This is a genomic window from Halegenticoccus tardaugens, assembly GCF_004116405.1.
Classification (GTDB): domain Archaea; phylum Halobacteriota; class Halobacteria; order Halobacteriales; family Haloferacaceae; genus Halegenticoccus; species Halegenticoccus tardaugens.
This window is the reverse complement of the sequence record NZ_SDIC01000011.1, coordinates 13,806-27,339: the sequence shown is the minus strand read 5'-3', so window position 1 is coordinate 27,339 and position 13,534 is coordinate 13,806. Positions and strand designations below refer to the sequence as shown.

At 62.3% G+C, this 13,534-nt stretch carries 9 protein-coding genes; 6 read left to right on the top strand and 3 right to left on the bottom strand.

Going from position 1 to position 13,534, the window contains the following annotated elements:
• Positions 1–29: 29 nt before the first annotated feature.
• On the bottom strand, positions 30–1,205 hold the full coding sequence (locus C3L37_RS22440; RefSeq protein WP_129116768.1) for a M24 family metallopeptidase: 1,176 nt from the start codon (positions 1,203–1,205) through the stop codon (positions 30–32).
• 146 nt (positions 1,206–1,351) lie between these two features.
• Here C3L37_RS22440 and aroA point away from each other — a divergent pair, with 146 nt between their 5' ends.
• Together aroA and aroC are read left to right on the top strand one after the other, a co-directional pair.
• Positions 1,352–2,638, top strand: coding sequence for a 3-phosphoshikimate 1-carboxyvinyltransferase (aroA, locus tag C3L37_RS22435; protein ID WP_129116767.1), 1,287 nt, complete (start codon positions 1,352–1,354; stop codon positions 2,636–2,638).
• 248 nt (positions 2,639–2,886) lie between these two features.
• On the top strand, positions 2,887–4,041 hold the full coding sequence (gene aroC, locus C3L37_RS22430; protein ID WP_129116766.1) for a chorismate synthase: 1,155 nt from the start codon (positions 2,887–2,889) through the stop codon (positions 4,039–4,041).
• Positions 4,042–4,043: 2 nt separating this feature from the next.
• Here the strand turns inward: aroC and C3L37_RS22425 are convergent, their stop codons facing one another.
• Both C3L37_RS22425 and C3L37_RS22420 read right to left on the bottom strand, forming a co-directional pair.
• Positions 4,044–4,898, bottom strand: coding sequence for a hypothetical protein (locus C3L37_RS22425; RefSeq protein ID WP_129116765.1), 855 nt, complete (start codon positions 4,896–4,898; stop codon positions 4,044–4,046).
• 87 nt (positions 4,899–4,985) lie between these two features.
• Entirely contained in the window at positions 4,986–8,351 is a 3,366-nt protein-coding gene (locus C3L37_RS22420; protein ID WP_129116764.1) for a PKD domain-containing protein, read from the bottom strand.
• A gap of 312 nt (positions 8,352–8,663) precedes the next feature.
• Here C3L37_RS22420 and C3L37_RS22415 point away from each other — a divergent pair, with 312 nt between their 5' ends.
• The 4 genes from C3L37_RS22415 to dinB all read left to right on the top strand — a co-directional run bounded on the left by C3L37_RS22415 (position 8,664) and on the right by dinB (position 13,529).
• Complete coding sequence (locus tag C3L37_RS22415; protein ID WP_129116763.1) at positions 8,664–10,562, top strand: 2-oxoacid:acceptor oxidoreductase subunit alpha; 1,899 nt, start codon at positions 8,664–8,666, stop codon at positions 10,560–10,562.
• Positions 10,563–10,565: 3 nt separating this feature from the next.
• On the top strand, positions 10,566–11,504 hold the full coding sequence (locus tag C3L37_RS22410; protein ID WP_129116762.1) for a thiamine pyrophosphate-dependent enzyme: 939 nt from the start codon (positions 10,566–10,568) through the stop codon (positions 11,502–11,504).
• Between the two features lie 138 nt (positions 11,505–11,642).
• On the top strand, positions 11,643–12,071 hold the full coding sequence (gene lrpA1 / locus C3L37_RS22405; protein ID WP_129116761.1) for an HTH-type transcriptional regulator LrpA1: 429 nt from the start codon (positions 11,643–11,645) through the stop codon (positions 12,069–12,071).
• Positions 12,072–12,236: 165 nt separating this feature from the next.
• Positions 12,237–13,529 (top strand): DNA polymerase IV, encoded by a 1,293-nt coding sequence (gene dinB / locus C3L37_RS22400; RefSeq protein WP_129116760.1) that lies wholly within the window; start codon positions 12,237–12,239, stop codon positions 13,527–13,529.
• The last annotated feature ends 5 nt before the right edge of the window (positions 13,530–13,534 follow it).

Genomic DNA, 13,534 nt, shown 5'->3' with positions numbered 1-13,534 from the left:
AGCGACGCGGCCGTCTCGAGTCGCCGGGGCTACTCCACGACCAATTCGATCGGATAGTCGGTGAGGTTCTCGTAGCCGTCCGCCGTGACGACGACGAGGTCTTCGATCCGGACGCCCCCAACCGCGGGATCGTACAGCCCCGGTTCGATCGTGATGACGTGACCGGGCTCTAACTCCCCGCCGTTCGGACTCACGTGCGGGAGCTCGTGCACGTCGAGGCCGACGCCGTGGCCGGTGCTGTGGATGAATCCGACTTCCGTCGTGGGATCGCTTCGGAGCGTCGGCAACCCGGCGTCTTCGTACACGTCGCAGACCGCGTCGTGGACCGCCGCGCCCGTCGCACCCGGTTCCACGGCGTCGAGGGCGGCCCGCCGCGCCTCGTCCGTCAGATCGAACCGCTCGCGGATCTCGTCGCTCGGATCGCCCTTGACGAAGGTCCGAGTCATGTCGGCGTGATACTTCGTCGCCTTGCTTCGCGGGAAAATGTCGACGACGATGGCCTCGCCGGCTTCGAGCGGTCCGCTCCCGCGGTTGTGGGGGTCGGAAGCGGCGGCTCCGCACGCGACGATCGTCTCGTCGAGGGCGCAGCTCTCGCGGAGCAGCGTCACCTCGATCTCCTCCTTGACGCGCTCGCTCGTGAGCGGTTCGCCGTCGTAGCGGAGCACGCCGTCCTCGACGGCCGCCTCGCGAACGAGGCGTTCTGCGGCCGCCATCGCCCGTTCGTTCGCCCGCTGTGCGGCTCGGACGTGATCGACTTCCTCGTCAGTCTTGACCGCGCGGATGCTCGTTACGACGTCGTCGGTTTCAACGGTCACCGACACGCCTCGCTCGCGAAGACCGTCCGCGACGCCGACCGGGAACCGCCGAGGGACGGCGACCGAATCGATCTCGCGGTCGACGAGAAACGCAGTGACGGTTCGAGCGTATCCCTCGACCGACCCGTACTCCGAGACGTTTCGTTGCAGATCGTACTCGGCGGTCCGCGAGACGGTGTCGGCGCGGCTCTCCTTCTTCGCGCGTCCGTATTCGAGCCCCGAGACGAGCAGGTGAACGCCGTCCGGCGCGTACAGCGTGACGAACGAATCCGGCGCGTCGAATCCCGACAGGTACAACTGGTCGGAGTCCGCGCCGTCGGCGTCGACGAGATACCCGCCGAGGTCGTTGGCGTCGAGGAACGAAGCGAGCGGAGAGAAGTCCGGTTCCATGTCTACGGTGGGTCGCCGCGACGGTAAATTGGTTCCCTTCGCGGAACTGGCCTGCCGTGACGACGAGTCTCCTTCCCGTGCGAGACAGTTATCACCATTATCACCACCTCCGGTACCCTCATGCCGGGTGACGTTCACACCCCGACATGGACATCGAGATCTCCGAGTCGCGCGTGCACGGAACGGCGCGCGCGCCGCCTTCGAAGAGTTACACGCACCGGGCGATCCTCGCCGCCGGCTACAGCGACGGCGTGACCGTCCGCGACGCGCTCGTCAGCGCCGACACGAAGGCGACGGTGCGGGCGGTCGAAGCGTTCGGTGGAAACGTCGATCGCGACGGGCGAACGTTCGACGTTACCGGATTCGCCGGTCGACCGGACGTGCCGGCCGACGTCGTCGACTGTGCGAACAGCGGAACGACGACGCGGCTCGTGACCGCCTGCGCCGGATTGGCCGACGGTATAACGGTTCTCACGGGCGACAGCTCGCTCCGGTCGCGGCCGCACGGTCCGCTGCTCTCCGCGCTGGACGACCTCGGGGGGCGAGCGGAGAGTACCCGCGGAAACGGACAAGCCCCGTTGGTCATCAAGGGATCGATCGAAGGAGGGAGCGTTTCAATCCCGGGTGACGTCTCATCGCAGTACATCTCGGCGCTCCTGATGGCCGGTGCGATCACCGACGACGGGATCGACGTCGAACTGGAGACCGCGCTGAAGTCGGCGCCGTACGTCGACATCACGATCGAAGTACTCGAAGACTTCGGCATCGACGCGGACACAACGTCGGCCGGATTTTCCGTCGACGGTGGACAGTTCTACGAACCGGCCGACGGGACGTACCACGTTCCTGGCGACTTCTCCTCGATGTCCTACCTGCTCGCGGCAGGTGCTGTCGCCGCGGAGGACGAACTCGTCGTCACGGGAGCGCAACCTAGCTCCCAGGGCGACAGCGCCATCGTCGACGTGCTCGGCAGAATGGACGCGAAAATCGACTGGGACCGAAGTGACGGTCGGATCACCGTCGCTCGCTCGGACCTTTCCGGGATCGAAGTCGACGTCGGTGACACGCCCGATCTCCTGCCGACGATCGCGACGCTCGGTGCGATCGCGGACGGAGACACTCGAATCGTGAACTGCGAACACGTCCGCTACAAGGAGACGGACCGCGTGAGTGCGATGGCTGAGGAGCTGACGACACTCGGTGCCAGCGTGACCGAAGAGAAGGACGTCCTTACCGTTCACGGGAGCGCGTCGAATCTCGATGGAGCGGCAGTCGACGGTCGTGGTGACCACCGGATCGTCATGTCGCTCGGAATAGCGGGTCTCGTCGCGAGCGGCACGACCCTGATCGCCGGCGCGGAACACGTGGACGTGTCGTTCCCCAATTTCTTCGACGTTCTCTACGACCTCGGCGCGGACGTCCGACGGCCGTGAACGCGAAGCCTCGAATTGCTATGAGGTTGATGGGAATTGCTATGAGGTTGATGGGCTAACAGACGGCGTGCGGACGTGCGAGACGGTGTGCCGTACAACCGCTGACCGACTCGCGGTCGGCGATCAACTCATAAGGTCGGTGGTTCCGTCTTCGGATTTAAACTATCGTGACGACACTGTAGCGTTCACTGCTCGTGCCCTTGCGTCTTCTGCAAACGCTAAATGCCCCGAACTCACACGCACAGGTAATGAACGGAAACCGATTCGGTCGGTTGTTTCAGGTCACCACGTTCGGGGAGAGCCACGGCGAGGCGATGGGCGTCACGGTGAGCGGCTGCCCGGCCGGGCTCGAACTCGCGGAGGAAGACGTCCAGCGCGAACTGGACAGACGAAAACCCGGTCAATCGATGATCACGACGAGTCGAGGCGAACCTGACGAGGTGTCGATCAAGAGCGGTATCCAGGACGGACACACGACCGGAACCCCCGTCGGGATGGTCATTCAGAACAAGGACGCGCGCTCGAAGAAGTACGAGCCCTTCATCACCGCGCCACGTCCGAGCCACGGGGACTTCACGTACTCCGCCAAGTTCGGCACCCGGAACTGGGGTGGTGGCGGGCGTTCCAGCGCGCGAGAGACGGTAAACTGGGTCGCGGCGGGCGCGATCGCGAAAAAAATCCTCGACCAGCACGACGTCCGGATCAAAGCGCACGTCAATCAGATTGGGGACGTCGAAGCGCCCGAGGTTACGTTCGAGGAAATGCTCGAACACACCGAAGAAAACGACGTGCGCTGTGCCCACCCCGAGACGGCCGACCGGATGCTCGGTCTCGTCGATCGATACCAAAAGGAGGGCGATTCCATCGGCGGGAGCATCTATTTCGAGATTCGGGGCGTCCCGCGGGGGCTCGGTGCACCGCGGTTCGATGCCTTTCCAGCGCGACTTAGTCAAGCGTTGCTCTCCGTTCCGGCGACGACGTCTTTCGAATACGGACTCGGCAAGGAGGCCCGCGAGTGGACCGGACACGATCGCAACGAGGACTGGACCTTCGACGAGAACGGTGATCCCGCGCCCGTCGGTAACAAACACGGCGGGCTACAGGGCGGCATCACGACCGGTCAACCGATCTACGGCGAGGTGACGCTCCACGCGCCGACGTCGATCCCGAAGACGCAGCGGACGGTGGACTGGGAGACCGGCGAGGAGAAGGAAATCCAGGTCATCGGTCGGCACGATCCCGTGCTCCCGCCGCGCGGCGTCCCCGTCGTCGAGGCGATGTTGGCGCTGACGGTCGTCGACTTCATGTTACTCGGCGGGCGCATCAATCCGGATCGCCTGGACGGAAAGCCCGGAGAGTACCGAACCGACTACCACCCGCGGAGCCCGGAGAACACCGAGTAGCGCTATCGGAACCGCCGTACGGCCACGAACGCGAGAAGCACCACGCCGACGCCCAAATAGATCTTCTGCGTTTGGTCGAATCCGTCTGAGTCGGATTCGTCCGCGCCCGTTTCGATCGAGTCGTTCTGATACGTGTAGTGGTTCTCGCGCCACGGTCCGCTCACCGGCTGGTAGTCCGCGTTCCAGACGGTCGTGTTCTTTTCGGCCTGTCCGACGAACTCGACCTGGTCGATGCTCCCGTCGCGTTCCGAGATGTTTCCGGTGTAGAGGCGTGCCTCTCCGGCGACTTTCGCGCCGCGTTCGTCCAGCAGCTCGACCGTGATGGTTTTGTTCTCGCCCGGGGGGACGACGGCCGGGTAGAGGCTTCCGTCCGTTCCTTCGGTGTGGACCATCAGTTTCGTCCCGTACCGCTGGACGCCCGGGTTCGAGACGGTCACCTTTGCGACTGCGGACGGTTGACCGTCGATCGTTCCGTTCGTGATCTCTACGTCCGTGATGGTCGGCGTCGGAATCGGTCCCGGATCTGCCGAATCGAATTCGCGGGTGAAGTTGAATTGGGCGTAGTCTCCGTACGTGGAGACTGTAACGGTGTGATTAATTTGAACCACTTTTAAATATTTTGATATATTTATTTGATCAGTTTGATTCTCGTAGGGAGACAATTTGTAGCGTAATGTATTGACTCGTATCCCATCTAGCCGAATAAAGATATCAGACGAAATTTTATCATCTGTTGGATTTAGAATATTGAGGGTGAGGACTCTGCTTTGCTTTATATTTATATCCACCTCCATCCCCTCTGCTGAAACTATAGTCTTATTTTCATTAATTGTGTTGTTTCTATGCTGATCTTCCATCATTATTGCTGTTACTGGGGTACTCATCATGCTAAAGAATACACACATAAGCAGTAACAGAATACTCATATTCTTCATACTATGATCTCATCTACACCTAGGAATATTCATTTTTTCGGGACTACATCTCTGATCCTGATTGTGTGTTATGTTTTTTGAGACCTCTGTCTCCGATTCCGCTTTGGAAGACGTATAGTCCTCGCTGAATGGCGTGCGCTTATCAACCACAAATCGTCCCGTTTCCGGATTGAACAACCGGTGTTCGGTCGTCCCCACCACATTCGCACGCGTCTCGACTACGTCACTTTCGTCCTCGTAACTGTCCGCCGTGACCCGTCTCGTCCCGACTTCCTTCGTGAGCGTCCATTCTTTAGGCCTCTTGACAGATCCGAGCCGGAACTGCTTTTTCTTCGTGATATCGTTCACGAATAGGCGGTTATCGGTCGTGACGTGCTCTTGCCACTCGAACTGAGCCGGTTCGACCTGAACCTCTCGACTCGCGACGTACATCGTCTCTCTTTCCTCGTACGTCTCCTCGAATTCGTACTGGTACTGAGTCTTATACTCTGCATCCGCGATCTTGACCCGTTTGCTTTCACCCGTGTAGCTGTGGCTGGGCTGCTGCTTACTGAAGGACCAGTACGTCTCGGTCTCGGTGGTGGTGTACGTGTAGGTTTCCGTCGTCGGTACTCGGACCGTCTTCTTGACCGGAACCGTGTAGGTTTCCGGCACCTTGCGACAGAAGCCAAAGGTGCACCGACGGACCATTCGAGTTCTCTTTTCACGGACGGTGATCGTCTTCGGTCGCTTGACCGTCCGCTCGCCGGTTTTTTCCACGGTTCGATCGTACTCGAACTGCTTCTTCACGCGATACTGCGGCGGTTTCGACTCGACTCGCCGTGTCTCGCCGGTGAACGTTCCCTTTCCGGCTTTTTTGTCGCGCCATTCGGTTTCCGTCCTCGTCCGTTCTTTCACGATGGTCTTCGTACCCGAGTCCTCCCACTCCGGCTTCATGTTTATGAACTGCCGCCGATGGGACGGGTGTCTGAACGATTCCGTCTCGGTCTCGTAGACGGCGTCCTTGACCTTCACGCGTTTTTCGATCGTGAACTCCGGAGCGAGATTCCTCGTCTCTTCGAGGCTGTACCCGTCCGCGAGATACTCGTCTCGTTTGTCGTGGGATTCTGTGCGGACACGCGAAATCTTCGGCTTTTCGACCACGTATTCGAGGTCTGAGACGAGTACGTCTTTTTTGACCGAGCTAGCGTTTTCCAGGACGGTAACCGAAGGGAGTGACGTGGAAGTTCTGGCCTGGTTCGGCTTGTCTTTGCCGTACACCTCAAGACGCCCATCATTTTCGTCTCTCACAGCCCTGGCAGGAACCTCGACTCCGCCCACCCACCAGCGATCGATTTCGGCCGTTTTTGTCGCGTTGTCTCTGAACTTTTTCCAGTTCGTTACCTCACCCGGCACGTCGTTCAGCGTGAGAGCCAACCGGACTTTGTACGTGTTTTTACTGAATGCGTACTTCTCCGTCTGGACTCGATATCGGATGGTATCGTTCGGTCCGTACGGACCCTTTTCGATCGGTTCGACGGACGCGATCTCGGGCGCGTAATACTGGTGAAATCTATCGTGCCGAGTCACAGAGTTGCCGTATCCATCAGTGAGCGTTATTGAGGCGCGCCTGAATGAACGGAACTTCGCCGTTTGATTGTCCGGTTTTATCGGAGTCGCGCCTGCACCCCACACGTATTTTAAGTCCGTCCCATCAGGATCGAATGAGTCACTCACGTCCACGGTGATCCCCCACTCTGTCACCTGTCGTGGCGTGCCGTCATCGAGAATATCTAGCCGAAGTTCTGGTGGACTTGATTCAACGTGAAGACTATCTGTGCTCTTATCAGCGTTGACGATATCACCGTTATTTCCAGTATATTCGGCATAAGATGACATGTAATGGGTACCGGGTATATGGCCAGCCCAGGAAGACTTTATGACAAGACCATCATTATGTGATGTGTACGTGGTAGATGTTTCTCCAATTTTTTTAAGTTGTTCTTGTTCACCTGGCCTGTACTTCCACTCCAAATCATCCCTCGAAACCCCGTTCAAATCGATTTTCAAAACGTGCTTCGCGGTGTACCGCTCTGGATCGATGCGCTCGTGATACGAGTCCACGGGAGTGTTCACGAACCTCGACTCGACGATCTCGGGTGTCCCGGTCGGCGTCACCTCGCGCTCGACCGTCGTCTCCTGCCCGCGAGCGTCGCGAGCCACGACTGTGAGTCTGTACTCGCTACCGAAGTCGACGTCCTCCGTCTCGAATCCGAGTTCGTGCCGATCACTCTCCCGGTCGCGTACCGCCGTTCCGTTCTGCTTCCACCGTTCGATCGGGTCGTCGCCGACTCTGATCTCGACGTCTTCGAGGTTGCCGTACCCGTCGGTCGCAACCGTCTCACCCGAGATGAGGTTGGTGGTGGAGAGATTATCGAGGGACAGTTCGGGAGCCGGGTCGGCGACCACGCGGGTCGTTCCGTCGTCGAATTTCGCGATATCGCGCGAGCCGTCCCGGTAGGTGACAGCGGCGTGGAGCTCGTGATCGCCCGGCTCCCACTCCGTCTCGACTCGTTTTCCTCGCTCGACAGGTCCCGTCTCGTCGTACCACCGTACGGACCTGACGTCTCCAGACGAAAGGCCCGAGAGATCATATTCCGCCGTCAGCGGCTCCTCACCCGTGACGATCTGCTCACCGTCGACCGTGGGAGAGCGCCGCTCCGCGAGCGAACTATCGGTCTCGCCGGACGGTTCCGAAGAGGACGCCGACTCCGGCGTCACCGCCTGCGTCGCGGACGCGCTCTGTCCGTCCTCGTCGTGAACGACGACGGTCAGATTTCGCTCGGTCGTCGTCCCGAAGGCGTTACTGAACGCGTCCGTCTCCTGCTCCGCCGAGAGATCGCGCCGAGCGACGGTCGCGCCGTCGAGGATCCAGACGACTCGATCGAGCGGCGCTGCGCCCGGCTCTACCGAGGCCGTGTACGTACGCTCCGAACCGACCTCGGGTTCTCCCGGTCCCGAGAGCGACACGGCAGGTTTCGCCCCTCTCTCGACGGTAACGTAGAGCGTGTCGTCGCTCCGCCTTCCGTCGTCGTCCGTCACCGTCAGCGTGACCTCATACCGACCGCGTTGATCCGCGGAAAACCGCGTTTTCGGTTCCGAGGAGTCGTCCGGTGAAACGGTCGTCCCATCGGGAGCGGTGACGGTCCACCGATACGATTCGATTTCGCCGTCCGGATCACGAGAGCCCGTCCCGTCGAGCAGGACGGTCGATCCGCGTTCGACGGTCTGATCGAGCCCTGCGTCGACCAGCGGCGGTTCGTTCTCGCTCGCGACCGCGTCGGTGGAAACGAACGCGAGCAGTACCAAAATCACGACAAGTATCCGGATCTTCATTTCGTGCTGGGAATTGATTGTCTGATTACCCGATTTAAACGTTCGGATGAGCTCACATCATGTGCGATTAATTATTATTTCCGTGTAAAATCGATTCTCTCACGCTCATTAGATCGAATAAGAAATCCGATCTGTACCGTCCCGTTCGCGTGATTTCATGCACACATGATTTTGAAATATTAGCTCTGACCATCCCCGCCCGGTCCTTCGATTCTTCATTATCGATCCTTGGTAATCCATAGCAAAGCCTTTAGTCCGGGCCTAGCGAAAAACGAATACCAGTGGTCCTTACGGGGGCCGTGATTGCACAATATGACTGACCACGAACTCATCTGGCGGATCGCGGGCGGGTCCGGCGACGGCATCGCCTCGACGAGCCAGAACTTCGCAAAGGCCCTGATGCGTTCGGGCCTGCACGTTTTCACGCATCGCCACTACCCTTCGCGCATCCGCGGCGGTCACACGTACACCGAGATTCGCGCGTCGGCGGATCCGGTGAAGTCGCGCGGCGACGGGTACAACTTCCTCCTCGCACTCGGCGACTCGTTCGCCCGAAATCCGCAGGACGCGGCCTACTACGGCAACGAGGAGATCAAACCGCTCTCGGAGAACCTCGACGAACTCCGCGAGGGCGGCGTCATCATCTACGACGCCGGCCTGCTCGACCCGAGCGAGATCGAGGACTTCGACGAACGCGTCGAGGAGAACGGCTGGCACGTCTATGACCTCGATCTGCGCAGTCTCGCGCGCGAGCACGGACGCGAGGTCATGCGCAACACGGCCGGCGTCGGCGTGACCTGCGCGATCGCCGGCATCGACCTCGAGTGGATCGAGGAGCTGATGACGGACGCGATGCCGGAAAAGATCCTCGAACCGAACATCGAAATCCTTCACGAGGCCTACGAGATGGTCCAGGAGGAGTACGACGTGGACGCGCCCGACGTCGCGGTTCCCGAGGGCGACCACGACGAGGAGCAGGTGCTCCTCTCCGGCAGCGACGCGATCGCCTACGGCGCGCTCGACGAGGGCTGTCGGTTCATCGCGGGGTACCCGATGACCCCGTGGACCGAGGTTTTCACCATCATGTCGCAGAACCTCCCCGAGGTCGGCGGCATCTCCGAGCAGGTCGAAGACGAGATCGCGGCGGCCGCGCTCGCGATGGGAGCCAGCCACGTCGGCGTCAAGGCGATGTCCGGCTCTTCGGGCGGCGGGTTCGCGCTCATGTCCGAGCCGCTCGGCCTCGCCGAGATGACGGAGACGCCGGTCGTACTCATCGAAGCGATGCGCGCAGGTCCGTCGACGGGCATGCCGACGAAGCCCGAACAGGGTGACCTCGAGCACGTCCTCTACACGAGCCAGGGCGACTCGAACCGCATCGTGTTCGCGCCCGGAACCGTCGACGAGGCGTACGATCAGGCGCGGAAAGCGTTCCAGATCGCCTACGAGTACCAGATTCCGAGCATCATCCTGTACGACCAGAAACTCGGCGGCGAGCTGACGAACGTGCCGGCGGGCCACTTCGACCGCGAGCCGAATCCGAGCCTCGGCAGCACCCTCACGGAGGCCGAACTCGAAGACGCGGTCCACGAGGGCGGCAAGTTCGCTCGGTTCCAGCACGACGGCGACGACCGCGGCGTCAGCCCGCGGTCGGTTCCCGGCCAGAAGGGCGGCCGCTTCCTCGCGACGGGCAACGAACACATGCCAGAAGGGCACATCAGCGAGGACGCCGACAACCGCGTCTTCCAGATGAACCGCCGGATGAAGAAGCTCGAATCCATCCGCGCGGAGCTCGACGAGGCGGAGGCGAGTCACCAGACGCCGCACGGCCCCGAAGAGGCCGAGTACGGCATCATGACGTTCGGCAGCCAGCAGGGTACCGTCGAGGAGGCGGTCGACCGGCTCAACGAGGAAGGTCACTCCGTGAAGGCGCTCGGCGTCAGCGACCTCATGCCCTACCCCGAGAAGGAGGTCTCCGAGTTCCTCGAGAGCGTCGACAAGTGTCTCGTCGTCGAGATGAACGCCTCGGCGCAGTTCCGCGGACTGACTCAGAAGGAACTCGGCCAGTACGGCGAGAAACTGTCGAGCCTCCTGAAGTACAACGGCAACCCCTTCGAACCGCAGGACATCGTCGAGGGGTTCGAAGTCAACATCGTCGAGGAGGGGGACCTGCCCCACACTCGAACCAAATTCGTCCCAGCGGCGGGTGATTAACCAATGAGTGCATTCAGCGCAATCGGTGAAGAACGCGAGATCGACCGCGACGAGTTCACGCCCGGACTCGAACCGCAGCCGACGTGGTGTCCCGGCTGCGGCGACTTCGGCGTCCTCAAAGCACTGAAGCAGGCCATGCCCGAAGTCGGCCGCACCCCGGACGAGACGCTTCTCGTCACGGGTATCGGCTGTTCGGGCAAACTGAATAGCTACTTCGAGAGCTACGGGTTCCACACGATCCACGGCCGATCGCTGCCCATCGCGCGGGCCGCGAAGCTCGCGAACCCCGGCCTCGAAGTGATCGCGGCCGGCGGCGACGGCGACGGCTACGGCATCGGCGGCAACCACTTCATCCACACGGCCCGCGAGAACCACGACATGACCTACATCGTGTTCGACAACGAGATCTTCGGCCTGACCAAGGGCCAGACCTCGCCCACGAGCCCGAAGGGTCACAAGTCCAAGACGCAGCCCCACGGCAGCGCGAAGGAGCCGCTCCGGCCGCTCTCGATGTCGCTGAACGCGGGGGCGTCGTACATCGCGCGGACGGCCGCCGTCAACCCGAACCAGGCGAAGGAGATCCTGAAGGAGGCGATGGAGCACGACGGCTTCGCGCACATCGACTTCCTGACGCAGTGTCCGACCTGGAACAAGGACGCCCGGCAGTACGTCCCCTACATCGACGTCAACGAGTCCGACGACTACGACTTCGACGTCCACGACCGCCGGGAGGCGGCGGAGATGATGGCCGAAACCGAGGACGCCCTCCATGAGGGCAAGGTGCTCACCGGCCGCTACTACGTCGACGAGGACCGTCCCTCGTACCAGCAGGAAAAGCAAGCCATCGGCGAGATGCCCGAGACGCCGCTCGCTGAGCGCTACTTCGACGGCGACTACGAGTGGGAGCGGTCGTACGACAACTTCCTCGACAAACACCGGTAAGGGGAAGGCGGCGTGCTCGACGGGCATCGGTAAGGGGACCGAGCGCCGCCGTCAGCGATCACGACGCTCCTTTTCTCGCTCGCCGACAACCCTTTACGGTTCGCAAGATATTTTTTATGGGAAGCAAAAGTAGCAGCCATGAGAGCGCCATCGACGGAGGACCGCGTCCTCGCAGCGCTCGAAAAGGACGCGCAGGCCTCCTACGCGGAGATCGCGGAGACGGCGGGGGTGTCGAAGCCGACGGTGCGGAAGTACATCAAAAAGCTCGAAGACGACGGCGTCATCGTCGGCTACTCGGCCGATATCGACCCGAAGAAGCTTTCGAGCCAGTCGATCGCGCTCGTCGGGATCGACGTCGAGAGCGAGCGGTACGTCGAGGCCACTCGCGCGCTGAAGTCGCTCGACGCGATCGAGTCGCTGTACACCTCGTCCGGGGACCACATGCTCATGGCGGAGGTGCGCGCGTCCGACGGCGACTCCCTCGGCGACGTGATCAGCGAACAGATCCTCTCCGTCGACGGCGTGACCGCCGCACACCCCTCGTTCCTGCAAGAACGGCTGAAGTAACCGCCCGTCCGTCGCGCCCTCGACCGCCGCGATAGCGCCGAACCCGATACCGGTGCCGGAGCGTCGCGGTGCCCCGCGATCCCGAATCGACGCCCGATCCGCTCTCGCTTCACTTTCGCCGCGCTTTGGGAAGCTTAAGTTGTCGCCGTCCCCTACCCTTCGTCGATGGACGGGAGGACGCTGCCCGGCGCGCGCTCGAACGCCGAGGAGCGAATCGTCCTCCACGTCGACATGGACTGTTTCTACGCCTCCTGCGAACGCCTCAGAGAGCCCGCGCTGGAGGGCGAGCCCGTCGTGGTCGGGATGGGGTACGAACCCGGCGAGGGACACGGCGCGGTCGCGACCGCGAGCTACGAGGCCCGCGAGTACGGCGTCGAGAGCGCGCAGGCCATCTCGCGCGCGCTGGAGGCGCTCCCCCGAATCGAGGACGCGCGCGAGGACGATAGCCTCGATCCCGCCGACGCCGGCCACTACCGCCCCGTCGACATGGACTTCTACAAGGAGGTGAGCGCGCAGATCAAGGAGATCCTCCACGAGTGCGCCGACGTGGTCCGCGAGGTCAGCGTCGACGAGGCGTACCTCGACGTGACGGACCGCACGTCGTGGGAGACGGTCGAAGGGGCTGATCGGACGCTCGCGGAGGGGTACGCCCGGCACGTCCGAGATCGCATCGCCCGCGAGGTCGGCGTGCCGGCGAGCATCGGCGTCGCGCCCGACATGAGCACCGCGAAGGTCGCGAGCGATTACGACAAGCCCGAGGGACTCGTCGTCGTCCGACCGTCGGAGGTGCGCGACTTTCTCGCGCCGATCGACGTGGCGGACGTCCACGGCGTCGGTCCCGTCACCGCCCGAGAACTCCGCGAAATGGGGATCGAGACGGCCGGCGACCTCGCGTCGGCTGACCCGGCGGAACTCCGCTCGCGGTTCGGCGAGCGCGGGAGGGAGCTGTACGACCGCGCCCGCGGCGCGGACGACCGCGAGGTGACGCCGACCGGCCGACCGAAGAGCCTCTCGAGGGAGTCGGCCTTCACGGAGGCTACCGCCGACGCGGAGAGAAAGCGCGAGAAGGTGCGCGCGCTCGCCGCGGACGTTGCCGAACGCGCGCGGACCCGAGACGCGCTGTACCGGACGATCGGCGTCAAGGTCGTCACCCCGCCGTTCGACGTGCACACCCGCGCCCGGTCGCTGTCGGGGCCGGTTGACGACCCCGAGCTGGTCGAACGCGTCGCCCTCGATCTGCTCTCGGAGTTCGACGACGAGACGGTGAGAAAACTCGGCGTCCGCGTCTCGAAGCTGAGCTTCGACGCGGCCGATCAATCTCGCCTCGACGGGTGGGGGGACGAATCGGCGGGGGACGAAGACGAGACGATCGGCGAGGGAACGGACGGCGAAGAGGTGATCCCGACCGACCGCGACCGGCACCGCGACGGCCAGGCGTCGCTCGGCGAGTTCGGGTGACCGCC

Bases quoted from the DNA above. Each gene is read 5' to 3' on its own strand.
- C3L37_RS22440 (WP_129116768.1), bottom strand. From the start codon at position 1,205: ATGGAACCGGACTTCTCTCCGCTCGCTTCGTTCCTCGACGCCAACGAC.
- aroA (WP_129116767.1), top strand. From the start codon at position 1,352: ATGGACATCGAGATCTCCGAGTCGCGCGTGCACGGAACGGCGCGCGCG.
- aroC (WP_129116766.1), top strand. From the start codon at position 2,887: ATGAACGGAAACCGATTCGGTCGGTTGTTTCAGGTCACCACGTTCGGG.
- C3L37_RS22425 (WP_129116765.1), bottom strand. From the start codon at position 4,898: ATGGAAGATCAGCATAGAAACAACACAATTAATGAAAATAAGACTATA.
- C3L37_RS22420 (WP_129116764.1), bottom strand. From the start codon at position 8,351: ATGAAGATCCGGATACTTGTCGTGATTTTGGTACTGCTCGCGTTCGTT.
- C3L37_RS22415 (WP_129116763.1), top strand. From the start codon at position 8,664: ATGACTGACCACGAACTCATCTGGCGGATCGCGGGCGGGTCCGGCGAC.
- C3L37_RS22410 (WP_129116762.1), top strand. From the start codon at position 10,566: ATGAGTGCATTCAGCGCAATCGGTGAAGAACGCGAGATCGACCGCGAC.
- lrpA1 (WP_129116761.1), top strand. From the start codon at position 11,643: ATGAGAGCGCCATCGACGGAGGACCGCGTCCTCGCAGCGCTCGAAAAG.
- dinB (WP_129116760.1), top strand. From the start codon at position 12,237: ATGGACGGGAGGACGCTGCCCGGCGCGCGCTCGAACGCCGAGGAGCGA.